Origin of the sequence: Ensifer sp. R-19 (genome assembly GCF_049905105.1) — a bacterium.
GTDB lineage: Bacteria > Pseudomonadota > Alphaproteobacteria > Rhizobiales > Rhizobiaceae > Ensifer.
Genome location: NZ_CP184569.1, coordinates 174,202 through 201,005, shown reverse-complemented (window position 1 = coordinate 201,005; position 26,804 = coordinate 174,202). Strand labels below are relative to the sequence as shown.

20 protein-coding genes are annotated in these 26,804 nt (G+C 63.7%); 11 read left to right on the top strand and 9 right to left on the bottom strand.

The window, feature by feature from the left end:
* Window positions 1–61: 61 nt before the first annotated feature.
* Window positions 62–3,565, top strand: a complete 3,504-nt coding sequence (locus tag ACN9MO_RS00945) for a PAS domain-containing hybrid sensor histidine kinase/response regulator (RefSeq protein WP_113132107.1) — start codon at window positions 62–64, stop codon at window positions 3,563–3,565.
* 67 nt (window positions 3,566–3,632) lie between these two features.
* Here the strand turns inward: ACN9MO_RS00945 and ACN9MO_RS00940 are convergent, their stop codons facing one another.
* The gene (locus ACN9MO_RS00940; RefSeq protein WP_058323583.1) at window positions 3,633–4,283 is read right to left on the bottom strand and encodes a response regulator; all 651 of its coding nucleotides are present in this window, start codon (window positions 4,281–4,283) and stop codon (window positions 3,633–3,635) included.
* Between the two features lie 81 nt (window positions 4,284–4,364).
* Complete coding sequence (locus ACN9MO_RS00935) at window positions 4,365–4,784, bottom strand: hypothetical protein (protein WP_057248135.1); 420 nt, start codon at window positions 4,782–4,784, stop codon at window positions 4,365–4,367.
* A 169-nt stretch (window positions 4,785–4,953) separates the two neighbouring features.
* Here ACN9MO_RS00935 and ACN9MO_RS00930 point away from each other — a divergent pair, with 169 nt between their 5' ends.
* Together ACN9MO_RS00930 and ACN9MO_RS00925 are read left to right on the top strand one after the other, a co-directional pair.
* The gene (locus tag ACN9MO_RS00930; protein WP_058323584.1) at window positions 4,954–5,301 is read left to right on the top strand and encodes a DUF952 domain-containing protein; all 348 of its coding nucleotides are present in this window, start codon (window positions 4,954–4,956) and stop codon (window positions 5,299–5,301) included.
* Complete coding sequence (locus ACN9MO_RS00925) at window positions 5,298–6,383, top strand: quinone-dependent dihydroorotate dehydrogenase (RefSeq protein ID WP_113132106.1); 1,086 nt, start codon at window positions 5,298–5,300, stop codon at window positions 6,381–6,383. The genes ACN9MO_RS00930 and ACN9MO_RS00925 overlap by 4 nt, the downstream gene beginning before the upstream one ends.
* Here ACN9MO_RS00925 and ACN9MO_RS00920 read toward each other — a convergent pair.
* The 3 genes from ACN9MO_RS00920 to ACN9MO_RS00910 form a co-directional block, all read right to left on the bottom strand.
* The gene (locus tag ACN9MO_RS00920; RefSeq protein WP_113132105.1) at window positions 6,359–7,714 is read right to left on the bottom strand and encodes an MATE family efflux transporter; all 1,356 of its coding nucleotides are present in this window, start codon (window positions 7,712–7,714) and stop codon (window positions 6,359–6,361) included. The two genes, ACN9MO_RS00925 and ACN9MO_RS00920, sit on opposite strands and share 25 nt — an antisense overlap.
* Before the next feature lie 214 nt (window positions 7,715–7,928).
* Window positions 7,929–8,435 (bottom strand): CAP domain-containing protein, encoded by a 507-nt coding sequence (locus ACN9MO_RS00915; protein WP_113132104.1) that lies wholly within the window; start codon window positions 8,433–8,435, stop codon window positions 7,929–7,931.
* Window positions 8,435–8,701, bottom strand: a complete 267-nt coding sequence (locus tag ACN9MO_RS00910; protein WP_113132103.1) for a DUF6460 domain-containing protein — start codon at window positions 8,699–8,701, stop codon at window positions 8,435–8,437. Before ACN9MO_RS00910 ends, ACN9MO_RS00915 begins: the two co-directional genes overlap by 1 nt.
* Window positions 8,702–8,863: 162 nt before the next feature.
* Here ACN9MO_RS00910 and ACN9MO_RS00905 point away from each other — a divergent pair, with 162 nt between their 5' ends.
* The 4 genes from ACN9MO_RS00905 to pdeM all read left to right on the top strand — a co-directional run bounded on the left by ACN9MO_RS00905 (window position 8,864) and on the right by pdeM (window position 14,079).
* Window positions 8,864–9,802, top strand: a complete 939-nt coding sequence (locus ACN9MO_RS00905; RefSeq protein WP_058329040.1) for a methyltransferase — start codon at window positions 8,864–8,866, stop codon at window positions 9,800–9,802.
* Window positions 9,803–9,908: 106 nt separating this feature from the next.
* A complete protein-coding gene (locus ACN9MO_RS00900) occupies window positions 9,909–10,544 on the top strand; it encodes a YitT family protein (protein WP_113132102.1) in 636 nt (211 codons plus the stop codon).
* Between the two features lie 175 nt (window positions 10,545–10,719).
* Window positions 10,720–13,266 carry a ligase-associated DNA damage response DEXH box helicase gene (locus ACN9MO_RS00895; RefSeq protein ID WP_425986190.1) on the top strand — a complete coding sequence of 849 codons (2,547 nt, stop codon included), beginning with the start codon at window positions 10,720–10,722 and terminating at the stop codon, window positions 13,264–13,266.
* Window positions 13,267–13,353: 87 nt separating this feature from the next.
* Window positions 13,354–14,079 (top strand): ligase-associated DNA damage response endonuclease PdeM, encoded by a 726-nt coding sequence (pdeM, locus tag ACN9MO_RS00890; protein WP_162733563.1) that lies wholly within the window; start codon window positions 13,354–13,356, stop codon window positions 14,077–14,079.
* A 48-nt stretch (window positions 14,080–14,127) separates the two neighbouring features.
* Here the strand turns inward: pdeM and ACN9MO_RS00885 are convergent, their stop codons facing one another.
* The 4 genes from ACN9MO_RS00885 to ACN9MO_RS00870 form a co-directional block, all read right to left on the bottom strand.
* A complete protein-coding gene (locus tag ACN9MO_RS00885) occupies window positions 14,128–14,364 on the bottom strand; it encodes an Lrp/AsnC ligand binding domain-containing protein (protein WP_034797129.1) in 237 nt (78 codons plus the stop codon).
* Between the two features lie 199 nt (window positions 14,365–14,563).
* Window positions 14,564–15,364, bottom strand: coding sequence for a TIGR02186 family protein (locus ACN9MO_RS00880; protein WP_057248127.1), 801 nt, complete (start codon window positions 15,362–15,364; stop codon window positions 14,564–14,566).
* Window positions 15,364–16,290 (bottom strand): sulfite exporter TauE/SafE family protein, encoded by a 927-nt coding sequence (locus ACN9MO_RS00875; RefSeq protein WP_057248126.1) that lies wholly within the window; start codon window positions 16,288–16,290, stop codon window positions 15,364–15,366. Before ACN9MO_RS00875 ends, ACN9MO_RS00880 begins: the two co-directional genes overlap by 1 nt.
* Before the next feature lie 339 nt (window positions 16,291–16,629).
* Window positions 16,630–20,451, bottom strand: coding sequence for a peptidoglycan-binding protein (locus ACN9MO_RS00870; protein WP_113132099.1), 3,822 nt, complete (start codon window positions 20,449–20,451; stop codon window positions 16,630–16,632).
* Between the two features lie 473 nt (window positions 20,452–20,924).
* On the opposite strand from ACN9MO_RS00870, the gene ACN9MO_RS00865 reads away from it, so the two are divergent.
* The 4 genes from ACN9MO_RS00865 to ACN9MO_RS00850 all read left to right on the top strand — a co-directional run bounded on the left by ACN9MO_RS00865 (window position 20,925) and on the right by ACN9MO_RS00850 (window position 26,636).
* Window positions 20,925–22,721, top strand: coding sequence for an acyl-CoA dehydrogenase C-terminal domain-containing protein (locus ACN9MO_RS00865; protein ID WP_093231860.1), 1,797 nt, complete (start codon window positions 20,925–20,927; stop codon window positions 22,719–22,721).
* A 65-nt stretch (window positions 22,722–22,786) separates the two neighbouring features.
* The gene (locus ACN9MO_RS00860; RefSeq protein ID WP_057248123.1) at window positions 22,787–23,995 is read left to right on the top strand and encodes an acetyl-CoA C-acetyltransferase; all 1,209 of its coding nucleotides are present in this window, start codon (window positions 22,787–22,789) and stop codon (window positions 23,993–23,995) included.
* Window positions 23,996–23,997: 2 nt separating this feature from the next.
* Window positions 23,998–24,408: a YbaY family lipoprotein gene (locus ACN9MO_RS00855; RefSeq protein ID WP_113132098.1), complete on the top strand. Its 411-nt coding sequence runs from the start codon at window positions 23,998–24,000 to the stop codon at window positions 24,406–24,408.
* A gap of 11 nt (window positions 24,409–24,419) precedes the next feature.
* Window positions 24,420–26,636 (top strand): FAD-dependent oxidoreductase, encoded by a 2,217-nt coding sequence (locus ACN9MO_RS00850; protein WP_113132097.1) that lies wholly within the window; start codon window positions 24,420–24,422, stop codon window positions 26,634–26,636.
* The last annotated feature ends 168 nt before the right edge of the window (window positions 26,637–26,804 follow it).

Below are 26,804 nucleotides of genomic sequence, written 5' to 3'. Positions count from 1 at the left end.
TATGCCGGGCAATTCTCAACCTGGCGGACTTGTCCTATGCTTCGCGTCGGAGGAGTGAGGCATGCTTTCGGGTTCGGTCATCTTTGCCTCGGCCTTCGCCTATCTGCTGCTGCTGTTTGCAGTCGCGAGTTATGGCGACCGGCGGGCCAGGAGGAAAAGCGCTGCGCTGAAAGGCAGACCGCTCGTCTATGCGCTCAGCCTTGCGATCTATTGCACGTCCTGGACCTATTTCGGCGGCATCGGGCTTGCCGCCGAGCGCGGGCTCGAATTCACCGGCATCTACATCGGACCCATCCTGATGTTCACGCTGGGCATGCCGCTGATCCGCAAGATCATCCGCCTTGCCAAGACCGAGAAGCTGACCTCCGTCGCCGACTTCATCGCCGCGCGCTACGGCAAGAACCCGGCTGTGGCGGCGATCGTCGCACTGATCTCGCTGGTCGGTGCCATCCCCTATATCGCATTGCAGCTCAAGGCGATTTCGAGCTCCGTCGCGGCGATGATCAACACCAGCGACTATGGCATCGGCGCGGGGCAGAGTTTCATCGACCTGCCCCTGCTCGTGACCCTGTTCCTCGCCTGCTTCGCCATCGTCTTCGGCACGCGCCATACGGACGCGACAGAACATCAGGACGGACTGATCCTCGCGATCGCAATGGAATCGCTGGTCAAGCTCGTCGCCCTCGTCACCGCCGGCTTCTACATCGTCTTCGTCATCTTCAACGGCCCGGCCCATCTCTGGTCACTGGCGACCGAGAGCCCGGCGGTGCAATCCGCACTTTCCTATGAAACGCCGACGGCGCGGTGGATCCTGCTGATCGTCACCTCCGCCTTCGCGATCATCATGCTGCCCAGGCAGTTCCATGTGACCGTCGTCGAGAACCGCACCGAAGGGGAGTTGCGTACCGCCGGCATTCTCTTTCCGCTCTATCTGATCGGCATCAATCTCTTCGTGCTGCCGATCGCGATTGCCGGCCTCCTCACCTTCTCGGGCTCCGGCGATGCGGATCTTTATCTGCTGACTCTGCCACTCGCCAACGGCCTGCCGCTGCTGACGCTGATTACTTTCATTGGCGGCTTCTCGGCAGCAACGGCCATGGTAATCGTCGCCTCCGTGGCGCTGTCGATCATGATCTCCAACGACATCGTCATGCCGGTGTTCCTGCGCCGCAATCTCAGCCAGCGCGGCGGGCTTCAGGAAAACCTCGCGGGGACGCTGCTCAACATCCGCCGTTCGGCGATCTTCGTCGTCCTCCTGCTCGGCTATGGCTACTACCGCTCCGCCGATATCAGTGCCGGCCTTGCTTCGCTCGGGCTCCTCTCCTTCGTCGCCATCTCCCAGATGGCGCCGGCCATGCTCGGTGGTCTCATCTGGCGCCAGGCGAATGCGCGCGGCGCGATCACCGGCATGGTCTCCGGCTTTTTCGTCTGGGCCTATCTCCTGTTCCTGCCGAGCCTCGGCGGACCGGACAATTCCCAGGTCGCGGCAACGGTGCTGAGCTTCCTGCTGCCATTTACGGACCTCTTTTCGGGTCCCCGCGCCGACCCGTTGGTGAATGCCACGATGCTGAGCCTGCTCGTGAACTGCAGCGCCTATGTGCTCGGCTCGCTGACCCGGACGCCCAAGCCGATCGAGCGCTTTCAGGCCGGCATCTTCATCACCCGGCGGTCGCGCACCGAAGGCACGTTCCGCGGCCGCAAGACCAAGGTCACGGTGCGCGATCTCAAGGCGACGATCGGCCGCTACATGGGCACCGAGCGCATGCAGCGCTCGTTCCACACCTATGAGCGCCAGTCCGGCCGCTGGCTGGACGACAATGCGCCGGCGGACATGGCCGTCGTGCATTTTTCCGAGCAGCTGCTCGGCAGTGCCATCGGCTCGTCCTCGGCGCGGCTCGTGCTTTCGCTCGTCCTGCAGCGCGGCGACGACACGTCGTCGGACACGGCCTGGCTGCTCGACCAGGCGAGCGAGGCGCTGCAATACAATCAGGATATGCTGCAGACCGCGCTCTCGCAGATGGACCAAGGCATTGCCGTCTTCGACAACGCCAACAACCTGATCATCTGGAACCGGCGCTTCCGCCAGCTTCTCGATCTGCCGGAGGCGGCCGGCCAAGTGGGCTTCCCGCTCGCCGATATCGTTTCGATCCTCACCAAGCGCGGCGATATCCGCAAGGATCAGGAAAAGGGATTGATCGCCAACTTCCTGACGCTGGACAAGCCCTTCCTGCTCGAACTTGGCAATGGCGAGCGCATCATCGAAGTGCGCACCAATGCCATGCCCGACAAGGGTATCGTCACCACCTACACCGACATCACCCAGCGCGTTGCCGCCGACATGGCGCTGAAACAGGCGAACGAGACGCTGGAACTGCGCGTCGAGGAACGCACCGGCGAACTGACCCGCGTGAACCGGGAACTCGCCGAAGCACGGGCGGCCGCGGAAGAGGCCAATATCGGCAAGACGCGGTTTTTCGCCGCCGCCGGCCACGATATTCTGCAGCCGCTCAATGCCGCCCGTCTCTACTCGTCCTCGCTGGTCGAGCGGCTTGGCGATTCCGACAACAGCACGCTCGTCGAGAACATCGATTCCTCGCTGGAATCGGTCGAGGCCATTCTCGGCGCCGTACTCGATATTTCGCGCCTCGACACCGGCGCAATGAAGCCGCGGCTGCAATCCGTGCCGCTCAACGACCTGCTCCGCCGCGTCGAGACCGACTTCGCGCCGATCGCGCGCGCCAAGGATCTGGAACTGGTGATCATGCCGACCTCGCTGGTCGTGCGTAGCGATCCGAACCTTTTGCGCCGCGTGGTGCAGAACCTCGTTTCCAACGCGATCAAATATACGCTCACCGGCAAGGTGCTGGTCGGCGTGCGCAGGCATGGCGCGATGGCGACGATCGAGGTGCTCGATTCCGGCATCGGCATTCCGTCGTCGAAGTTCCGGACGGTCTTCAAGGAATTCGCACGGCTCGACGAGGGCGCGCGCACCGCTTCCGGGCTCGGCCTCGGCCTATCGATCGTCGATCGCATCTCGCGCGTGCTCAGCCATCCGGTCAGCCTGCAATCGACACCGGGCAAGGGCACCGGATTCAAGGTGACGCTGCCGCTGGACGTAGGCGCCGGCGAACCTGTCGCGGTCCGCCCTGTCGTTCCCAACAAGGCAAGCGAGGCGCTCAACGGTCTCCGCGTACTCTGCATCGACAACGAACCGCGCATCCTCGAGGGCATGAAAGTGCTGCTTTCGGGCTGGGGCTGCGTCGTCAGCACGGCGGAATCGGTTGCCGCCTGTGCCGAGATGACGGGAGAGCCGGCCGAGAAACCGCACGCGATCATCGCCGACTATCATCTCGACGACGGCACTGGCATCGAGGCAATTGCGAAGATCCGGCTTTCCGCCGCCGAGGCGATCCCAGCCCTGCTGGTGACGGCGGACCGCTCGCCGGAAGTGCGCGCCGCGGCCGAGCGAGATGGCGTTTCGATCCAGAACAAGCCGGTGCGGCCGGCAGCGATGCGGGCGTGGCTGACGCAGCTTTCGACGGCGGCGCGAACGGCTGCGGAGTGAGCGGCTTCGGCGTTGCGGCAACGCGCCTGCGATAGACGAATGCTGCTGCAGTGCTCGATTGACCGCCTCAGGCGGCGGCGACGGTGCCGATCTTCGAAAGCTGGATCACTGCCTGGGTGCGGCTGTCGACATTGAGCTTCAACAGGATCGCCGAGACATGCGCCTTGATGGTCGCCTCGGAGACGCCGAGCTCATAGGCGATCTGCTTGTTGAGCAGGCCTTCGCCCAGCATGCTGAGGACGCGTGATTGTTGCGGCGTCAGCGTCTGGAGCCGCTGGAGCAGATCGGCGACTTCCGGTTCGTATTCCTGCGCCTGGTCATAACCCGCCGGCACGAAGACCTCGCCAGCCATGACCTTCTCGATGCCCTCGCGGATCTCTTCGATACCGGCCGACTTTGAGAGGAAGCCGGACGCGCCGAGGTCGAGCGCGCGGTGGATCGTCGCCGGATCGTCATGGGCGGAAACCACCATGACCGGCAGGCTCGGAAACTCGGCCCGAAGTGCAATCAGGCCGGAAAGGCCGCTGACGCCAGGCATGGTCAGGTCCAGAAGAAGGAGATCGGCATCCGGGTAATCGGCTGCAGTCTTGCGCGCGGCGGCGAAATCAGCTGCCTCGACGATGGCGGGCGCGCCGTCCATCCCGCTCAGGGCCTGGCGCATGGCGCCACGAAACAGCGGGTGATCGTCCGCGATGATGATGGTCATGTCCGGCGTCATGTCGCTCCCTCCCAAGAGCCCGGTCTGCGACCTGCGCGCCTCCACGCGCCGATCCGCATCCCGCATGGCCGTTCCGGCGTCTCAGGTCTTCTGCGGCTCCGTCGCGGGGTCGCTGCCTTCGAGATCCTTCACGATATCCATGAACTTACGCATCATTCTTTCCATGATGCCCATTGTCCGGTCAATCTCTTCGTCGGTCGGAAGGTTCGGTTTCGCGACGCTTTCACCGGATTTAACGGCCTTTTCCAAGGTCTCTACCCGTTTGGTCAAAAGCTCGATCTCCAGCTCGAGCGCGGAGCGTTCGTCGGCTGCCATGCGGCAGACGAGCTCGCCGCTCCTTTCCTGGCAGAGCGACACTTCGCCGGTTTGCGTGTCGAGCCGGGCAATGCCGGTCTCGGATTTCTGCATGCTGTAGCGGCCGGGCGCCGGATCCTGCGCCGAGGCGATGCCGGCGAATGCCAGGCCGGCTCCGATCAGAAGTGCGACTGTAGCTTTTCTCATGACGTCCTCTCCGTTGCGGTCCTTGCCAGATGACGCCCGGCACATGAACGGGAAGAGCGAAATCGATCTTCACCAAGGATTATGCGCGAATCGACGTCCTTCTGCGATGGACAATCGCTGATATTTGCGGCAAGGCCACGACAGAAGATTACGGGGGCAGACGGGCACAATGGGTTCCATCATCTACAAGATCGTTCCGGCCTCGCTGTGGCAGGAAGCCAAGCGCAGCGGACGCTTCGACGGCGCACCCGTCGACCTTGCTGACGGCTTCATCCATTTCTCCACCGCCGAACAGGCCGTGGAGACGGCAGCGCGGCATTTCGAGGGACAGGAAGGCCTGCTTTTGGTCGCCGTCGACGGCGACGCGCTCGGCGTGGAACTGGTCTACGAACCCTCGCGCGGCGGCGCCCTCTTCCCGCATCTCTATGCACCCCTCTTCCTCTCCGCCGTGGTCTGGGAAAAGCCCCTGCCGCTTGGCGCCGATGGCTCGCATATCTTCCCGGAACTTGACGCATGAATCCGCTTACCAATCTCGCCCGCCGCGGCCTCTTCCTGTTCGATCCTGAGGCCGCGCACGGCCTGTCGATCAAGGCGCTGAAGACCGGGCTCGTGCCCAGCTGTCCTTCCAAGGCCGACAAGCGGCTTTCCCAGACGGTCGCCGGCATCGAGTTCCCAAACCCGATCGGCATGGCGGCCGGCTATGACAAGAACGCCGAGGTGCCGGAAGCGCTCCTGAAGATCGGTTTTGGTTTCACCGAAATCGGCACCGTCACGCCGAAACCGCAGTCCGGCAACGACAAGCCGCGCATTTTCCGGCTGGTCGAGGACGAGGCCGTCATCAACCGCCTCGGCTTCAACAACGAGGGTCATGGCGCGGCGCTGGCGCGGCTCAAGGCCTGCTCGCGCGCTGCGCTGATCGGCGTCAATATCGGCGCCAACAAGGACAGTGCCGACCGCGTTGCCGACTATGTGAACGGCATTCACGCCTTCTATTCGGTCGCCCGTTATTTCACCGCCAACATCTCCTCGCCGAACACGCCGGGCCTGCGCGACCTGCAGGCGCGCGAGAGCCTCGCCGCCCTGCTGTCCGCCGTGCTCGCCGCTCGCGACGAGGAAGCCCGCCGTAGCAACCGGTACGTTCCGGTGTTCCTCAAGATCGCGCCCGATCTGACGGAAGAGGGCATGGACGACATCGCAGCCGAAGTTCTCGCCCACAATCTCGACGGCCTGATCGTCTCCAACACGACGCTTTCGCGCGAAGGCTTGAAGGACCAGAACCAGGCGAAGGAAGCTGGCGGCCTCTCCGGCAAGCCGCTCTTCGAGAAGTCGACGGCGGTACTTGCCCGCATGCGCAAGCGCGTCGGACCAAATCTGCCGATCATCGGTGTCGGTGGCGTCAGTTCGGCCGAGACCGCGGCAGAAAAAATCCGCGCCGGCGCCGATCTGGTCCAGCTCTATTCCTGCATGGTCTATGAGGGCCCTGCGCTCCCCGGCCGCATCGTGCGTGGCCTTTCCGATCTCTGCGACCGTGAGCGGCTCAGCTCGATCCGCGATATCAGAGACAGCCGCCTCGACTACTGGGCCGGCCGGAAGGTCTGACGCGCCTTCGAGGGAATTCTCGAAAGCAGGAACAGGCCGCGCAGCAGCAGGAAAAGATTGAGGCCGGCCCAAAGCCCGTGATTGCCGAAGACGGGCACGAGCACAGCCAGCACCGCCGCGTAGCCGACAAAGGCCGCGACCATCATGTTGCGCATCTCGCGCGACCAGGTGGCGCCGATGAAGACGCCATCCATCAGAAAGGCGAGAGCGCCGGTGGTCGCGGTGACAGCCGCCCAGGGCAGATACTCGTAAGCGGCCGCGCGGACATCGGCGGCCGTCGTCAACAGATTGATGAGCCGATCGCCGAAGAGCAGAAGGACGACGGTGGTGACCAAGGCGAGCCCCAGCGACCAGGCGGCCGTCAGGCGTAGCGCGCGATCGAAGGCTGGCTGGTAGCGGGCACCGATCGAACGGCCGATCAATTGCTCGGCGGCGTTGGCGAGGCCGTCGAGATAGTAGCCGGCGACCAGGAAGATTGTCATCAACACCGCGTTTGCCGCAAGCGTCACCGGCCCAAAGGCCGTGCCGATGCGCGTCATCAGCGTGAAGGCAGCGAGCAGCACGAAGGAGCGGATCATGATGTCGCGGTTGAGGCCGAAGAGCGGCTTCAATCGCTCGCGATCGAAGATCAGCGACCAGCCCGGCGCATCCTTGCGGTCGAAACGGCCATAGACGATCGCAAAGCCGGCAAGCGCCCCGATCACCTCGCCGGTGACGGTGGCAAGCGCGACCCCCATCACGCCCCAGCCAAGGACGAGACCGAGCAGGATCGACAGCACGATGTTGATGCCATTGATCAGCGTCTGCAGCATCAGACCGATGGTGCCTTCGCCGCGGCCAAGCACGAAGCCGAGGATGGCGTAGTTCGCAAGGGCTGCCGGTGCCGAAATGATACGACAGAGAAAGTAGGTGCTGGTGACGGCCGCCACCTCCGGCTCAGGTCCCATCAGCCAGAGGCCGCCGGATAACAGAAGAGGCGAAATGAGAACGCTGACCGTGCCGCAGACAAGCGCGATCGTAAGCGACCGCCAGAACACCGCCTGCTGCTCACGTCTGTCACCACGGCCGTAGGCCTGAGCAACGAGGCCGGTCGTGGCGGCGCGCAGGAAATTGAAGGTGGTAAAGATCAGGTCGAACATGATGGCGCCGATCGCGAGCCCCGCGAGCAGCGTCGCCTGCCCCATGCGGCCGATAACAGCCGTATCGACCAGACCCAGCAAGGGCGTCGTCAGGAAGCCGAGCGTCATCGGCAGCGCAATCGCCAGGATCAGCCGATGGGTGACGTGAAAGGCGCCGGCGGGATCGTTCGGCGAGGCGGGAGAGGCGGTCATCGAACGGTCCGGGCGTTATGGGTGAGTGACGACCGTTTTAGGGAAAGTGCATGGGAGGATGCAAGGGACCATGCGCTGTTCAGCGGCGATGAGTGCGTATCTAAGTCTGTGCCTGCCAAAGCCCCTCACCCTAGCCCTCTCCCCGCAGGCGGGGAGAGGGTCCCGGCAGGGGGATGAGGGGCAAAGGTCTAAAGGGATCGGCTGCTAAGCCGGATCAGGCCGACAGCACCATCGCCCAGAACGGGCGATTGTTGGAGGCGGCGTTCTGGGCGACGGCAACGCCGAGACCGCGATAGTTGCCGAGCATGTTTTCCAGATGCTTGGGTGACTTGTACCAGGCATCATAGGCGCGTTCGGCGTCGTCCTGGCCCATGGCGATGTTTTCGGCTGCCGGAAGCGTCACGCCCTGGCCCTTCATCCGGTCGTAGAAACTGTCGTTCCAACCGATCAGATGCTGCATCTTGCCGACCTTGGCCATGCGGGCGGCCTGGTTCATCGCGGCGACCGAGGCCGCGTGGTCCGCCACGAGCTCCGTCAGCCCCTTGCCCTTGCGCAGCTTGTTGACGTAGCCGAGGCTCGCCTCGGTCTGGTCGCTGCCAGTGCCACTATCGGGCGTCAGCAGTTGGGACGTCGTGCAACCGGCAAGCGCGCCGAGCGAGAGGATGGCGGTTGCACGCAGCAGGCCGCGGCGTTCGATCAAGAGAAACCGGTCCTGCAACATCAGCGCCGGTAGCTCAGAACACGCAGGATCACGAAGGCCGGAACGACGATCGCCGCACCGAGCAGCAGATAGTCGCCCACCCGGCCAAGTGCGGCAAAGCCGGTGTACCAGAGGTCGAGCAGGAAGTTGCGGACCGCGAAATAGATATCGGTCGGATACCAGCCGAAGACGGTCATGACGAAGCCGACGAGGATCGACACCACGACGAGCTTGACCAGCACGCGCAGCGGCGAGTCACCCAAAAATCTGTTCATTCCGTCCGACATCCGCGAACTTCTCCTGTTTGTCTTCACATAAGCCGCGATCGGCAGCGTCGCAAGTCGGCCAGACCTTGCACAGCGCCCAAGCTCTCGGTTTCAGCCAGATTCCGCTTGTGTTTTGCAGCATCCGGCGTCAGAAGCGCTGATCGCAACCGATATCTCACATTGATGACGCTCAACCAGCTCTCCTCCGGCGACCTGATCGCCGACCGCCGCGCCGACTACGCAAAAATGCTTGCCGAAGGCGGCGAGCCCGGAAGTGCTGCCGAACTCATGGCACAGGCGCTGGAACGGGCGCCGGACTGGGCAGCCGGCTGGTTTCGGCTCGCGGACTATGAGGAAAAATCGGGCCGGAAAGAGGCGGCGATCGACGCGCTCAGAAAAACCCTGGCGCTGAGCCCTCAGGACATCTTCGGCGCCGGCCTGAAGCTGGCGCTTCTCGGTGCCGCCGCGGTGCCCGAACAGCCGCCGAGCCTCTATGTCGAGCGCCTGTTCGACGACTATGCCGATCGCTTCGACCAGGCGCTGGTGGAAAAGCTCGGCTACACGGTGCCGCAAAAGCTCGCCGCGCTGATCCAAAGCCACACCGGGGGCCTCATCTTCGAGCATGTGACGGATCTCGGCTGCGGCACCGGCCTCTTCGGCGAACGCATCCGGGATCAGGCGCAATTCCTTGAAGGTTTCGACATCTCCATCAACATGCTCGCCAAGGCCGAGGCGAAATCCACCTACGATCGGCTGGCACGCGCCGATCTTTCGCTCCCGCCGGAAGCTTCCGGCATCTTCGGCAACTTCGCGTCCGCCCGCGCCGATCTCGTCAGCGCCGCCGATGTGCTCATGTATCTCGGCAATCTCGACAGTGTCTTCGACATCGCGCTCCGTCTGCTGGCCGCCGATGGCTACTTCGCCTTTTCCGTCGAGGATGCGGGCGATGGCGTGGAATTTCTGCTGCGCCCCTCGCTGCGCTACGCCCATAGCGAAGCCTATATTCGCGGTCTCTGCACCGCGCACGGGCTGAAGCTGCTGGCCATCGAGCGTACCGTCATACGCATGGATGCCGGCGAACCGGTTTTCGGCATCCTGTTCCTGGCGCGCAAGCCTGCATAAAACGCAAGGCAGAGTCGCAAAAATAAGTCAGCAATACTGACATATTTTTCTTGAATATTGTTGTGCGTTGCAGCATTGCTGCGGCCATCGCAATCGAGGTTTTGCCATGGCTCAGATCAGCAGCGTTTTCGGTATCTGGAACACCAGCCCGACCCGGCATACGGCGGTCGAGGACCTGCAGGGCATCTTCACCGGCAGCCTGATCGCCGCGCTCGGCCTCTATTTTCTCGCAAGTGCCGGCCTGCTCACCGGCAGCACGGCGGGCGTCGCCTTCCTGCTGCACTATGCGTTCGGCATCAATTTCGGTCTTGCCTTCTTCCTGCTCAACCTGCCGTTCTTCTATCTGTCGCTGAAGCGGCTCGGCCCGGCCTTCACCGTCAAGACCTTCATCGCCATCGGCGTGACCTCGTTCCTGACCGACATCCAATCGCGCCTCTTCCAGATCGGCACGATCCAGCCGGCCTGGGCAGCGCTGCTTGGCGGCCTGCTGCTCGGTTATGGCTTGCTCGCGCTCTATCGCCACCGCGCCAGCCTTGGCGGCGTCGGCATTCTCGGCATCTACCTGCAGGAGCGCTTCGGCATTCGCGCCGGCCTCGTGCAGCTTGCGATCGACATGGTCGTGCTCGTCGCCGCCTTTGGGGTGACGACGCCCACGGTGGTCACCTGGTCGGTGCTCGGCGCGGTCGTGCTCAACCTGTTTGTGGCCATCAACCACCGCGCCGATCGTTACATCGCACTCTAGATCAGTCCAGTCGTCACGCGGAAACGATTGCTGGGCTGTCTCAGGCGACCCTTTCCCGGTGCGTCGACCGGATGCGGAGAGCAGAAGCCGACGGCGATCCAATTTCGAACAGGAGTCAATGTGCCGCCCGGCGGCAGGTCTTCCGGGCTTCTCTTTTGGCAGATTTGATCTACCTTTGTTCTCCGTGAACAGGATCGATTCCAGAGAACCGCAAGGTGATGCCTTGACCTTGCCCGCCCCCTTTCTGCGCTGGTTCGGCGAGAAGGGCTGGCGGCCGCGCGCCCACCAGCTTGAGCTCCTGGCACGCGCCGAGGCGGGGGACAGCACGCTGCTGATCGCACCGACAGGTGCCGGCAAGACGCTTGCCGGCTTCCTGCCTTCGCTGGTCGATCTCACCCGCCGCGGCAAGATCCCGCCCGGCTCCGCCTTCGTCGGCATCCATACGCTCTACATTTCGCCTTTGAAGGCGCTTGCCGTCGATATCGAGCGCAACCTGATGAAACCGGTCGGCGAAATGGGCCTGCCGGTTCGCATCGAAAACCGCACCGGCGACACGCCCACCGCCAAGCGGCAGCGACAGAAGCTCAATCCACCCGACATATTGCTGACGACGCCGGAACAGCTGGCGCTGCTGCTTGCCAATGGCGAGGCGACGCGCTTCTTCAAAGACCTGCGCTACGTCGTCTTCGACGAGCTGCACTCGCTCGTCACCTCGAAGCGCGGCCATCTGCTCTCCCTCGGCCTCGCGCGGCTTCGCCGGTTGGCGCCGCGGCTGCAGACGATCGGGCTCTCGGCAACGGTTTCCGATCCCATGGACCTGCAGCGCTGGCTGGCGCCACAGGAGCCGGACATGAACAACCATGCAGGGCTCGTGCTTGTCGAAGGCGGCGCCAAGCCGCAGATCTCCATCCTCAAGACGGAAGAGCACGTGCCCTGGGCCGGGCACTCGGCGCGCTACGCCATTGCCGATGTCTACGCCGCGATCAAGGAGCACGGCACCACCCTGCTCTTCGTCAACACCCGCAGCCAGGCGGAGTTGCTCTTCCAAGAACTCTGGACGATCAACGACGACAATCTGCCGATCGCGCTGCATCACGGTTCGCTCGATGTCACCCAGCGCCGCAAGGTCGAGGCGGCGATGGCCGAGAACCGGCTGCGCGCCGTCGTCGCCACATCGACGCTCGACCTCGGCATCGACTGGGGCGACGTCGATCTCGTCGTGCATGTCGGTGCGCCGAAAGGCGCGAGCCGCCTCGCCCAGCGCATCGGCCGCGCCAACCACCGCATGGATGAACCCTCGAAGGCGATCCTTGTGCCGGCCAACCGCTTCGAGGTGATGGAATGCCAGGCGGCGCTCGACGCCAACTATATCGGCGAGCAGGACACGCCGCCGGTCGGCAAGGGCGCGCTCGACGTGCTCGCCCAGCACGTGCTCGGCATGGCCTGTGCCGCGCCTTTCGACCCGCTGTCGCTTTACGACGAGATCACCAGTGCCTCGCCCTATAGGACGCTCGCCTGGGAGACCTTCGAGCGGGTGATCGATTTCGTCGCGACCGGCGGTTATGCGCTGAAGACCTATGAGCGCTACGCCCGGATCCGCAAGACCAAGGACGGGCTCTACCGCGTCTCCAATCCGCTGGTGGCGCAACAATACCGCCTGAATGTCGGCACCATCGTCGAGTCGCCGATGCTGAACGTGCGCATGGTCAAACGCAACCAGCGCGGCTCGCTCGGTCGCGGCGGCATGTCACTCGGCAAGGTCGAGGAGTATTTCCTCGAAATGCTGTCCCAGGGCGACACCTTCATGTTCTCCGGCAAGGTGCTGCGCTTCGAGGGCATTCGCGAGAACGAATGCCTCGTCAGCCAGGCCTTTACCTTTGACCCGAAGGTGCCGAGCTATGCCGGCGGCAAGTTTCCGCTCTCGACCTATCTGGCACAGCAGGTTCGCAGGATGCTCGCCGATCCGGCGCGCAGGGCGGCACTACCGGAACAGGTGCGCGACTGGCTCTCGCTACAGAAAGACGTCTCGATGTTGCCGCGCGAGGACGAGCTTCTGATCGAGACCTTCCCGCGCGGCAGCCGCCACTACATGGTCATCTATGCCTTCGAGGGACGACTGGCGCACCAGACGCTCGGCATGCTGCTCACCCGCAGGCTCGACCGCGCCGGCTTGAAGCCGCTCGGCTTCGCCGCGACGGATTACTCGCTGGCGGTCTGGGCGCTCGACGACCTCGGCGCCACCTTCAAGCTCAAGCGCGGCGCGCTTGCCGAGCTGTTCGACGAAGACATGCTCGGCGATGACCTCGAAGCCTGGCTGAACGAGTCCTTTCTTCTGAAACGCACCTTCCGCAACTGCGCCGTCATCGCCGGCCTCATCGACCAGCGTCACCCCGGCAAGGAGAAGACCGGTCGGCAGGTGACGGTCTCGGCCGACCTCATATACGACGTATTGCACGCGCACGAGCCGGATCACCTGCTGCTCGAAGCGACCCGCAACGATGCGGCAACGGGGCTTTTGGACATCGCTCGGCTCGGGGATATGCTGAAGCGAATCAAGGGCCACATCACCCACAGGCGTCTCGACCGGATCTCGCCGCTGGCGGTGCCTGTGATGCTGGAGATCGGCAAGGAAATGATCCAGGGCGAAGCGCAGGACTTCCTGCTTTCGGAGGCCGCCGACGACCTGATCAACGAGGCGATGGGCGGTCTGGATGTGGATTGATAGGAAAATGGCTTTGAGAACGAGCAGTCTAACGAATTGGGCCGGTCACTTCCGTCTCGACAGTCAGTCGCGTGCGGGATCGTGACCATGCACCGCCTCGCCCACGCCCTATCAGCTCAGACGACTGCCCCCCTCCTCCACGCCCAGACGATCGTGAACGGCGTCGTCGCGATCTGCGATCCGCTCGGCAGTCTCTACCTGCCCGAGACCGGCACGCTCGTGGTTTCCGACCTGCATCTGGAAAAGGGTTCGGCGTTCGCCCGCCGCGGCATGCTTTTGCCGCCCTATGACACGCTTGCGACGCTGCGCGTGCTGGAGGCGGCGATCGTGCGCCACGACCCGAAACTCGTCATCAGCCTCGGCGACAATTTTCACGATCGTGTCGGTTCGGCCGTGATGCCGGACGCCTTCCGGCACATGATCGCGGCGATGGCGCTCGGGCGCGAGTGGGTCTGGATCAACGGCAATCACGATCCGGATGGCGCGTTCGGGCTCCCGGGCGCCTCGATGGACGAGCTCAACCATGCGGGTCTTGCCTTCCGGCACGAGCCCAAGCGCGGCGATGCCGTTGGCGAAATCGCCGGGCATCTGCATCCGGCGGCAACGGTGGTGAGACGCGAAAGGGCCGTGCGCCGCGCCTGCTTTGCGACGGATGGCACGCGCATGCTGATGCCCGCCTTCGGGGTCACGACCGGCGGGCTCGATCTCCGGCACCGCGCCATGACCGGGCTCTTCGACCGCAGCAAGCTGGTCGCCCACATGCTTGGTCGCGACCGGATCTATTCGGTCCGGTTTGCCAATCTGATTGCCTGACGCTTGGGGAAGGCGTGCGGTTCCGTCCGCACACCGCCGACCCCGTGATCAGAACGCGTTGAAGGTCAGCGTCGTCAACGAGCGCGAGATGCCCGGCACCGTGGCAATGTTGTCGTTGATGAACTTGCCGATGTCCTGGCCTTCCTCGATGTAGACCTTGATGATCAGGTCGTAGTCGCCGCTGGTCGAGTACATTTCCGAAACGATTTCCTTGCGGTAGATCTCGTCAGCGACCTCGTAGGTCTTGCCGGGAGCGCACTGCAACTGGACAAAAATCGGTTTCATCGAGCTTCCTCTGTCTGTGTGGCGTCGCTTGCCGCTACCAGCGCAAGCATCGCCTTCTCGAACTTCAGCGCGCGTTCGGCGCGGCGTGTTCAGATCAACATGTTCGAGATGCCTGGGTATTTTATCCCTACAGCATCCTGCTGCCCTTTCTTTAAACGCACACCGGGCAAAAGAAAACGCAGGGTAGCTCCTAGCCCAACTATTCCTTGCGGAAGATCACGCTGGCACCCCAGCCGGTGATGACTGCGAGCAGCACGGCGACGAGACCGTAGAAGAGCGGTTGCTGATGCGCTGCCTGGGTAATGAACTGTTCCAGGCCAGTCTTGACGACACGCAACGGCAGCGCCTTGGCGGCGACGAAGACACCGTCGCGAAATAGGTAGGCGCGTACCACGTGGACGCCGTTCGGCACGTTCGCCGGCAGGCGCACCGACGCCTTGAACAGGCTCGCGCTGATGAACTGCACGCCGCCGGGATCGCGCTCGTAGACGCCGCTCGTTTCGCGGATGCGGCGAAAGGCGTTGCGGAACTCGCCGAGATTGCTGCCATCGCCGACGAAGCCGAGCGGCACCAGCCGCATGTGGTCGACGCCGATGCCCATATTGCCCATCTCGCCGGGCGGCGCGATCGTTTCGATGTCGCGCGTGCTCGACAGCGAATAGGATTCCGGCACCAGCTCGAAGGTCATCGACCGCGTGTTTACCCAGATGCCGAAGACGCGCTCCTTCTTGCGCACCGTCGCATTGTCCTTGGGGCCTTCGAGGGACACGATGATGTTGTACCTGCCCTGGGCCAGCAGTCCCTGGTCGAAACCATCGACGGCGCCGAAGATCGTCAGATCCGCGCCGCGGAAATCCGAGGTGATGGCAATCTCGTCGGTGGAGATGCCGATCTCCAGCTTCTCGGTGAAATCGGCGTTCTCGTCCTGCAGTGCCGCATGGGTCGGAGCGGCGACGGCGAGTGCCAGAAGGGCGAGAGCTGTGCGCGCGAACCGGATCATCAGAAGCCGAGCCCCGCTGATACGACCGAATAGATATCCTTCGGCGGAATGACGAGCTCGATCGCCAGACGAATGCCGACGGCAAGGACGAGCAACGCCAAGAGCGCTCGCAATTGTTCGCCGCGCAGCTTCTGGCCGACGCGCACGCCGTATTGCGCGCCGATGACGCCGGCGATCATCAGGACGAAGGCGAGTACGATATCGACGGTATAGTTGGTCGACGCCTGGACGATGACCGTATAGGCCGAGACGAAGACGATCTGGAACAGCGACGTGCCGACGACGACGTTGGTCGGGATGCGCAGGAGATAGATCATTGCCGGCACCATGATGAAGCCGCCGCCGACGCCCATGATCGAGGTCAGGATACCGATGCAGAAGCCGAGGAAGGCAACCGGAATGACGCTGAGATAGATCTTCGACTTCTTGAAACGCATCTTCAACGGCAGGCCGTGCACCCAATTGTGCTGGCCGGGGCGACGCAGGGTCGTCGCCTCGTTCTTGGCGGCCTTGCGCATGGCGACGATGCTTTCCCAAAGCATCAGACCGCCGACAGTGCCGAGCAGCACGACGTAGAGCAGCGAGATCACCAGATCGAGCTGGCCGAGGCGGCGCAGCAGCGAAAACAGCCAGACGCCGACCGTCGCGCCCACGAGGCCACCGCAGAGCAACACCGTGCCGAGCTTGATATCGATGGTGCCGCGCCGAAAATGCGTGATCGCGCCGGATATCGACGAGGCAACCACCTGGTTGGCGCCGGTCGCCACCGCCACGACAGGCGGAATATTGTAGAAGATCAGGAGCGGCGTGATCAGGAAACCACCGCCAACGCCGAACATGCCGGAAAGAAAGCCGACGGCCGCGCCCATACCGAGAATGATGAGTATGTTCACCGACAACTCTGCGATGGGCAGATAGATCGTCACGCCGGGTCCTCGATATGCCAACGGCCCGCAATGCGGGCAAACCGGTTAGTGTGGCAAGCAATTCACCACGAATGAGGGATTATTCGAAAGGCCGGCACCTCTCGCGAGGGCGAGGCGGCTTCCGTCATGCACTCCTGCAGCGTTGCGCTTCCGCCAGGACATGCCAAGGTCACAACCGGACCTTGATTGCTGCATCAGTTCTTCCCTAGCCTGATTCCGATTAAGGAATTATGCAGCAGGCCCGACATTTCAACCTTTTCAGCCACATGGCAGACGGCTTCGCCACCCGCAACCCGTGTCGCCCGGCTCTGCGGCTTTATTACGGCGCAAGCCCAAGGGTCAGGAATTGCGCTTCAGCAATTCCTTGACCAGCTGCTCGGTGATTTCGCCCGTCGGCTCCTGGCCGACCGACTTCTGGAAGGCCTTGATGGCAGCCACGGTCTTCTTGCCCATCTGGCCGTCGGGCTTGCCGGCGTCGAAGCCGTTGTTGTTCAGGATCGCCTGGATATTGCGGACCGCCTTGGTCATGTCGACGCTGGCGGTCTTGTTGGCCGGGCCGACCCAGGCATCCGGAACGTCGACCGTGTTCGCCTTGGCGTCGACCGGCTGCACCTTCCAGGCATCGGCCTTCGCCTTGGCGCTTTCGAGCTGCTCAGGCTTCATCGCCTTGGCAACTTCGTCACGCTTGGCGGCGGCATCCATGTCGCCTTCGCGGGCGGCGGCGGAGAACCATTTGTAGGATTCGGTCAGGTCCTGCGGCACGCCGTTGCCACGCGCATAGAGGACGGCGAGGTTGAACTGGCTATCGCGAATGCCGAGTTCGGCAGCCTTCGCGAACCACTTCGTTGCCTCGGCAAAGTCAGGCGAAGCATCGCGGCCACTCGCCAGCATGACCGCGAGGTTGTGCATGGCGCTGGCATTGCCCTGGCCGGCGGCGGCGAGATAGAGCGCCTTCGCCTTGGAGGCGTCACGCGTTAGGCCCATGCCTTTTTCATACATGCTCGCGAGGCGATACTGCGCCGGAACGACGCCGGCGTCGGCGGCGCGCTGATACCACTTGGCGGCTTCCGCCATGTTTTCAGGAACGCTGCGGCCTTCGCTAAAGCGGGCGCCGATTTCGTAGAAGGCAAGCGGGTCGCCGCCCTTGGCGGCCGTCACCAGGGCTGCCGGGCCGAAGCCTTCCGGCAGCACGATCTCGCTCGGTGCGGCCACCGGCGCCAGCGCGGTCGTTGCCGCGCCCTCGGCCGGAGAACTGATAAGGGCCGCACCACTGGCGGGTGCGTTGCCAGCGGGCGTCGCCTGGAACTCGGAGGCCGCCGAAGCGGTTTTCGTTTCTGCGACCGGCGCGAGCATCGGTGCCTTCTCTTCGGCCGGTGTCGCAATGGTGGTCGTCGGCACGGCCGTCGCCGGTACCGAGATCGAAGCTTCGGATACCTTCGCCGGGGCTTCAACGGAATCGACCGGTGCTGCGACTGCGATTTCGGATGCCGTGACCGGCGTTTCAGCTGGGGCTACGGCCGCGGTCTGCGGCAGAAGGCCTTCGACGATCTTGTTTTCGCGCGATTCCGGCACCGCCTGCTGCTCGATGATCGCGGCCGGCTCCACCGGTGCGGTCTCCTGCTTCTTCAGCATATTGCTGACCAGCGGATAGGACATGATCGCCAGCAGGACCGCGCCGACGGCCATGAGGATCGGCCGGCGGTGACGGGCAAAAGCGCCGCCGATGCCGGAGGTCTTTCCGCTTTGACCAACCTTGTTCAGGGTGTCGGCCTCTTCAACGGCGAGCTGGGCAGCACGGCGGGCGGCAGCGATGAAGTCCGACTTGTCGCCATCGCCAGGCTGAATACCTGCCTTGTTCATCTGCCCGGCGCGCACCCGTTCCAGGATCTTCTTGACATCGGGAACGCCGGAACCCGGCTCCAGCAGCTGGTTGGCTTCCTCGGGCGCAAGCATTTCGGAGGGATCGATCGACGGAGTCGGCTCGACGACCTGTCGGGACTGCTCCTGCTCGTGCACCGGCTCGGACCGCTTGCCGGAGAAGCGCCGGGTCAGGCCGGCGAGCAGGCCGGTGCGGGCTGCAGCGGCCGGTTCGCGCACATCTTCGACTTCAACGGTTGAGACCTGCTGGTCATGTGCAAAGGCCGTTGCCGGCTCGGCGGTCTGGGTGACCACAGCCTGATCTTCCGCCTGCAGCGCGCGGACGTTGCGCTGCAGGTCCTCGTAGCGGTCATCGAGGTCGTTGTCGCCGAAGGGATCGAGTTCCGGCTGCGCGGCCCTCGGCATCTGCGCGGGTTCGCGCAGCACCGGCGTCTCAGCCCGTGCCGGCATTGCCGGCTCGCGACTTTCGATGCGCTCCAGCTTGTCGGCGATATGCACGAGGGTCTCGTGCAGCGCCTCGAAGGTGCGCGCCGTGCGCTCCTCGCTGGAGCGGCTGAGGTCCTCGAGCGTGCGAAGGTCTTCGGCAAGCGCCGAGATTGCGGCCAGATCTCCGCCGGAACCCCGCGGAGAGCCGTTCTTGGCATAGGCTTCCATCACCGCTTCGGCCGCCTGGCGAGCGGCCTCGACGATGTATTCGTCGCTGGTCGAGAGGTAGTCCTCGAGCGCGCTCATGCGGTTTTCGAAATCGGCGGGCACCGCGCTCGCAGCGATGTCCGCGCGCGGCTGGCTGACCAGCGTCGACAGATTGGCGATCTGCGCTTCGAGGTTCTGCAGGGCGACACGATCATCGAACGGCGCAGCGTGGGTCTCTTCCAGACGCTGCGCGATGCCGACAAGGCGATCTTCCAGCCGGTCGAAGCGCGGATCGGAGGCCGGTTGAACGCCATGGGCGTCGAGTTCGTCGATCCGGCGTGCCAGATAGTCGAGCCGCTCGGCCAGTGTGTCGTTGACGCTGCCCTGGTCCAGGGCCTCGATCTTGCGCGAAATATCCGACAGATAATCGTTGAGATCCGACTGCGCGGTCCTGTTGCTGCGCTCCATCACCAGCGAAAGCTGGTCGAGACGCTCTTCGAGACGGGCGGCCGCCTTTTCGCCGGCGAGATCTTCGACCCGGGCGGTCAAGGCTTCCAGGCGGGCGCCGAGGCCGGAATCGTTCGGGCGCGACAGGCTGTCGATCTGACGGGACAGGTCGCCAAGCCGGCTTTCCAGCCGGTTGACGAAGCTACCGTCGAGACCCGTCGCCGTGCGACTGTTGGCAGCGATCGCGCGGCTGATTTCATCGAGCCGACCGTCGAGATCCGCAAACTGCGAAACGAGACGGCGGTCATCGGGTTGGATCTGGCGGCCCAGCATTTCGATGGCCTGGGCGACGGCGATCAGTTTGTCCTCAAGCGCGTCGACGGCCGAGCTGCCCTTCAGCGAGCCGATCTGCGACTTGATCTCGTCCAGGCGATAGGCCAGCGCCACCAGCTCGTCGTCGCGGTTCTGATCAAACGCGATCAGCCGATCCTCGACGCCGGTCCAGCGGTTTTCCATGCGGCGCATGCTGTCTTCACGCGCAAGGCCGTCGATCATCGCACGCAGTTCGTCGAAGTCGCCACGCAGCGCGTCGGCCTGGGCGGGCGAGGCCTGGCGGCCGAGCTGCTGGATGCTGTCGGCAAGACGCTGCATGTCGCCGCGCACGTCTTCGGCGAAGCTGTGATCCTGCGCCTGAGCCTTGATGCCGCGAATCTCGGACCTGAGCGAATTCATCTCGCGCGTGAGGCCATCGGTGATGTCGCGCTTCAGGTCCTGGCGCAGACCGACGAGCGCCTCGGCGATATCGTTGACGGCCAAAGACGGGCGCTGCGGCTGGCTGTGCAACGGTTGCAGGCGGGGCTCTTCGGTAAAACGGTCAGAGGTCGGACGTTCGGGAACATAGCGTTCCGGTTCGCGCGCCGACATCCGGTCGCGAAGCGGCGGGCGCTCGCGCGAAGCGCTGAGGCTGCGCTGGCGCTGCATGATTTCGGCGACGGCGTCACGGGGCGTTGCGGGTTCTTTGGCTGGTTCGCGGGCCGGAAGACGTTCGGGAGGCCTTGGCGCCACGTCGCGGGCAGCGCCGCTCATCAGGCCTTCGATCCGCGCCTCAAGTCCTTCGATGGTGCGGTTCAAAGCGTCGAGCGACGGCCGCTCGCTATAGGACTGGCTGCCTGCGCGCTGAGGATTTGATCGCGATCCATTCATGGTGTTCTTCGCCCCTGTCGTCGGCCATCCCGAAAGTCGTCACGGAAGAAAACAGCTTTCCTCACCCCTGTGGCGCTTCCGACGTGGGCAAAGCTACAGCGACACGACGCCAGGACCGGTTGCAGCTTTGACCATCTCAACACGCACCTTTCACGAAACGTGGTAAATAAGCCGTTAATCTGCCCAGGATTTTTAACGATTTGGCAGGATCGTACCGTGAGCGCGGGTTGCCGGCTCCCCTGGTGCCGCGACGAAACTTCGCAGCCCGCAATTTTTGACGTTTACGCAAACGTCAAAATTTTGTAGCATCCGGCCAACGATGCGAGACCGCCCTGGAGCATGCCGCTTTCCTGTGGAATCACTGGAAGGGAAAGATGCTCTAGAATCAAAGAGGATGGCGGCGCATCCGGCATCCTGCAACCGGGCGTCGACGACGAGGTACGGCGCCCGAAGCACCAAAAGGCGAGGAAAGCATGCCCATCTACAAGGCCCCGGTCGACGACACCCTCTTCATCCTGAACGACGTGCTCGGCATCGAGCGCTACAACAACCTACCCGGTTTTGCTGATGCTACGCCGGACATGATCGAAGCGATCGTCGGCGAAGCGGCCAAGCTTGCCGAGGAAGCCCTGTTCCCGGTCAATCTCTCCGGCGACCAGGAAGGCTGCAAGCGCCGCGACGACGGCTCGGTCAGCGTACCCAAGGGCTTCAAGGAAGCCTTCGACCTCTACCGCGAAGGCGGCTGGCTCGGCCTCGCCGTTCCGGAGGAATTCGGCGGCCAGGGCCTGCCCTACACGCTGCACACCGCCGTCGGCGAGTACATGTCGTCGGCCAACATGGCACTGACCATGTATCCCGGCCTCACCCAGGGCGCGATCGCCGCGATCCTGGTGCATGGAACCGACGAGCAGAAGCAGGCCTATCTGCCGAAGATGGTTGCCGGCACCTGGACCGGCACGATGAATCTCACCGAGCCCCATTGCGGCACCGATCTCGGCCTGCTGCGCACCAAGGCAGTGCCCACCGGCAACGGCGCCTACAAGATCTCCGGCCAGAAGATCTTCATCTCGGCCGGCGAACACGACATGTCGGATAACATCATCCATCTGGTGCTCGCCCGCATTGAGGGCGCGCCTGATGGTGTGAAGGGCATTTCGCTGTTCATCGTTCCGAAGTTCAAGCTCAATGCCGACGGCGAGCCTGGCGACCGCAACGGCGTTTCCTGCGGCGCGATCGAACACAAGATGGGCATCCACGGCAACTCGACCTGCGTCATGAACTATGACGAGGCCGAAGGTTACCTCATCGGTACGGAGAACAAGGGCCTCAACGCCATGTTCGTCATGATGAACGAGGCCCGCCTCGGCGTCGGCCTGCAGGGCCTGTCGATCGCCGAAATCGCCTACCAGAACGCCGCCAACTATGCGCGCGACCGCATCCAGGGCCGCTCGCTTTCCGGGCCGAAGGCGCCGGACAAGAAGGCCGACCCGATCATCGTGCATCCGGACGTGCGCCGAACGCTGATGACGATCCGCGCCTTCAACGAGGCCGGCCGCGCCTTCACGCTCTGGACGGCGCTGAAATCCGATATCGCCCACCGCTCCGACAATGACGCCGACCGCCAGACGGCCGACGACATTCTCGGCCTGATGACGCCGATCCTGAAGGGCGTGCTCACCGACAAGGGCTTCGACCACGCCGTCATGGCGCAGCAGATGTTCGGCGGCCACGGCTACATCGAAGAGCACGGCATGAGCCAGTATGTCCGCGATGCCCGCATCGCGATGATCTACGAAGGTGCCAACGGCATCCAGGCGCTCGACCTCGTCGGCCGCAAGCTGGGCTTGAACGGCGGCCGCGCCGTCATGGCGCTGTTCAAGGAAATCGGCGATTTCTGCGAGGAAAACCGCAGCAACGAGAAACTCTCCGCCTATACCAAGGCGCTGAAGAAGGGTCTCAACGACCTGCAGGCCGCGACCATGTGGTTCATGCAGAACGCCATGGCCAAGCCCGACAATGCCGGCGCCGGCTCGACCGACTACATGCACCTCTTCGGCCTTGTCGTGCTTGGCTACATGTGGGCAAAAATTGCCAAGACGGCTGAGGAAAAACTTGCCTCTGGCGAAACGACGCGCGCAGACTATCTGAAGAACAAGCTGATCACCGCGACCTTCTTCATGGAAAGGATCCTGCCGGAAACGGCCCTGCGCAAGGCCCGTATCGAGACCGGCGCCGACACGCTGATGGCGCTCGACGCGGCCGCGTTCTGAGCCGTTCGATTTCAAAATGTTTTGACGGGCAGCACCTGGCGGTGCTGCCGAAAGGGAGATGAGACATGACGAAAGTCTTCGTTTACGACCACGTGCGCACGCCGCGCGGCCGTGGCAAGAAGGACGGATCGCTGCACGAAGTGCCGTCCGTTCGCCTTGCCGCCAAGATGCTGGAAGCGGTCCGTGACCGCAACGACCTGGACACCTCGACCGTGGACGACATCATCATGGGCTGCGTCGATCCGGTGATGGACGCCGGTGCGGTGATCCCGAAGGCGGCCGCCTTCGAAGCCGGCTATTCCACCCGCGCGCCGGGCATGCAGATCTCGCGCTTCTGCGCCTCCGGCCTCGACGCCATCAACTTCGGCGCGGCCAAGATCGCCCAGGGTGCCGACGACATCGTCATTGCCGGCGGCGTCGAGAGCATGTCGCGCGTCGGCCTCGGCATGTCCGGCGGTTCCTGGTTCATGGACCCCTCGGTCAACCTGCCGGCCTTCTTCATGCCGCAGGGTGTTTCTGCCGACCTGATCGCCACGAAATACGGCTTCAGCCGCGACGACGTCGACGCCTATGCGGTGGAAAGCCAGAAGCGCGCGGCGCATTCCTGGGAGAAGGGCTATTTCAAGAAGTCCGTCGTGCCGGTCAAGGACGGGAACGGTCTGACCATCCTCGACCGTGACGAGCACATGCGTCCAGGCACCGACATGCAGGCGCTCGCCTCGCTCAACCCGTCCTTCCAGATGCCGGGCGAGATGGGCGGCTTCGAAGCCGTCGGCATCCAGGCGCATCCGGAAATCGAGAAGATCAACTACGTGCACCACGCCGGCAACTCGTCGGGCATTGTCGACGGCGCCGCAGCCGTGCTGCTCGGCTCCAAGGCCGGCGGCGAGAGCATGGGCCTGAAGCCGCGCGCCCGCATCCGCGCCTTCGCCAATATCGGCTCCGATCCGGCGCTGATGCTGACCGGCCCGGTCGACGTCACCGAAAAGCTTCTGAAGCGCGCCGACATGAAGCTGTCGGACATCGATCTCTTCGAGCTCAACGAAGCCTTTGCGGCCGTCGTGCTGCGCTACATGCAGGCCTTCGACATCCCGCACGACAAGATCAACGTCAACGGCGGCGCGATCGCCATGGGCCATCCGCTCGGAGCCACCGGCGCGATGATCCTCGGCACCGTGCTCGACGAACTGGAGCGTCGCGATCTCAACACCGCGCTCGTCACGCTCTGCATCGGCGCCGGCATGGGCACGGCCACGATCATCGAAAGGGTCTGACGATGGACGTGATGCGCCGCTCTCTTCTCGCGCTGATGGGCCTGGGGCTGCTTGCAGCCGCTGGCTGCGTCTCCGACGAGGAAGGCAGCGACAGCTTCACGCTCACCGGTGCGATCACCAATGTCGCGAGCGGCCCGGTTCCGGCCGGCACCGTCACCATCAGGCTCGAAGAGCAAGGCGTGATGGACGTCGCTGCCAAGCTGATCGCGGAAACGTCCGTCGTCAGCGATGGCAAGGCCACCCGCGTGCCCTTCGTGCTGCAGGTGCCGAAGCCTGAACTCAATAAGGCCACCGATGCGGGCTTCACCATCCGCGTCGAGCGCGACGGCCGGCTGATCGCCACCAATACCAGCAAACAACGTTACAGCGGCGGATCGAATATCTCGCTGCGCATCGAACCCATTCTCTACTGAGGGGGAGAACCATGACGAATTACACCAATTTCAAGATCGAGACCGATTCCGACGGCATTGCGCTCGTCACCTGGGACATGCCTGAGAAGTCGATGAACGTCTTCACCCAGGAGGTGATGGAGGAACTGAACGCCATTGTCGACGCAACGACTGCCGACGCAGCGGTCAAGGGCGTCGTCTTCACCTCCGGCAAGTCGACCTTCTCCGGCGGCGCCGACCTCTCGATGATCAAGTCGATGTTCACCTTCCAGCAGGAAGAGAAGAAGAAGGATCCGGATAACGCCGCCCAGAAGCTCTTCGACCTCGTCGGCCGCATGACCGGGCTCTTCCGCAAGCTCGAAACCTCGGGCAAGCCCTGGGTCTCGGCGATCAACGGCACCTGCATGGGCGGCGCTTTCGAGCTGTCGCTCGCCTGCCACGGCCGCGTTGCTTCCAATTCCAAGTCGGTGAAGATCGCCCTGCCGGAAGTCAAGGTCGGCATCTTCCCGGGCGCCGGCGGCACCCAGCGCGTGCCGCGCCTCACCAACGCGCAGGACGCGCTGCAGATGATGACGACGGGCTCGTCGCTGACTTCGGCTCGCGCCAAGGCCCTCGGCCTCGTGCACGAAGTCGTCGACGGGGACAAGCTGGTCGATGCCGCCAAGGCGATGATCAAGAACGGCCTGAAGCCGGTGCAGCCCTGGGACGAGAAGGGTTACAAGGTACCGGGCGGCGGCATCTGGACGCCGGCCTCGGCCCAGCTCTGGCCAGCCGCTTCCGGGATCCTGCGCCGCGAGACCTACGGCAACTATCCGGGCGCCGTTGCCATCCTGAAATGCGTCTATGAAGGCCTGCAGGTGCCGTTCGACACGGCGCTCAAGATCGAGCAGCGCTACTTCACCGAGATCCTTCAGACGACCGAAGCCTTCTCGATGATCCGCTCGCTGTTCGTCTCGATGCAGGAGCTCGGCAAGGGCGCCCGCCGCCCGGCCGGCGTGCCGAAGTCGGAGTTCAAGCATGTGGGCGTCGTCGGCGCCGGCTTCATGGGCGCCTCGATCGCCTATGTGACGGCTGCCGCCGGCATTGCCGTCACGCTGATCGACCGCGACATGGAAGCGGCCGAGAAGGGCAAGGCCCACTCGGAAGGCCTGGTCAAGGATTCGGTCGGCAAGGGTCGCCTGACCAAGGAAGAAGGCGAAGCGCTGCTCGCCCGCATCACGCCTTCGGCCGATTACAACGACCTGAAGGAAGTCGGCCTCGTGGTCGAAGCCGTCTTTGAAGACCGCCAGGTCAAGAAGGATGTCATCGAGAAGGTGGAGGCGGTGATCGGCGAAGACACGATCTTCGCCTCCAACACCTCGACACTTCCGATCACCGGCCTTGCCAAGAACTCGAAACGCCCCGGCCAGTTCATCGGCATCCACTTCTTCTCGCCGGTCGAGAAGATGATGCTGACCGAAGTGATCCTCGGCAAGGAGAGTGGCGACAAGGCGCTCGCTACGGCACTCGACTACGTCGCCGCGATCAAGAAGACGCCGATCGTCGTCAACGACACGCGCGGCTTCTATGTCAACCGCTGCGTCTTCCGCTATATCCACGAAGCCTATGACATGCTGATCGAAGGCGTGCCGCCGGCGATGATCGAGAATGCCGCCAAGATGGCCGGCATGCCGGTTGGACCGCTGTCGCTCAACGACGAAGTGGCGATCGACCTCAGCCAGAAGATCCTGAAGGCCACCGTCGCCGACCTCGGCGAAAGGGCCGTCGATCCCAAGCACATGGCGCTGATCAACAAGATGGTCGACGACCTTGATCGCCGCGGCCGCAAGAACGGCAAGGGCTTCTACGAGTATCCGGCGAAGCCCGCCAAGAAGTATCTTTGGCCGGAGCTGAAGACGCTCTACCCGCAGAAGAACGCCGACAAGATCGACGTCGAAGTGCTGAAGCAGCGCTTCCTGGCGACGATCGCGCTTGAAGCCGCCCGTACCATGGAAGAGGGCATCGTCACCGATCCGCGTGAGGCGGATGTCGGCTCGATCCTCGGCTTCGGCTTTGCCCCCTACACGGGCGGCACGCTCTCCTACATCGACGGCATGGGCGTAAAGGCCTTTGTCAAGATGTGCGACAAGCTTGCCAAGGACTACGGCAGCCACTTCAAGCCGACGGCGCTCTTGCAGGAAATGGCCGAGCGCGGCGAGACCTTCTACGGTCGCTTCGACCCCTACGGCGAGAAGAAGCAGGCGGCGTAAGTTCCGCGCATCGAATTGGAAGCAGGCCCCTCGGGGCCTGTTTTCGTTTGGGCGACGGCTCGTCCAAGGCTCATGGCCTAACGCAGCGCCCGCATTCGCGTGACCATCAAGTTGCTATGGTTGCGATGTTAGACCTATTCGGGTTGAAGCCGCGCAAGTGATGAAGCC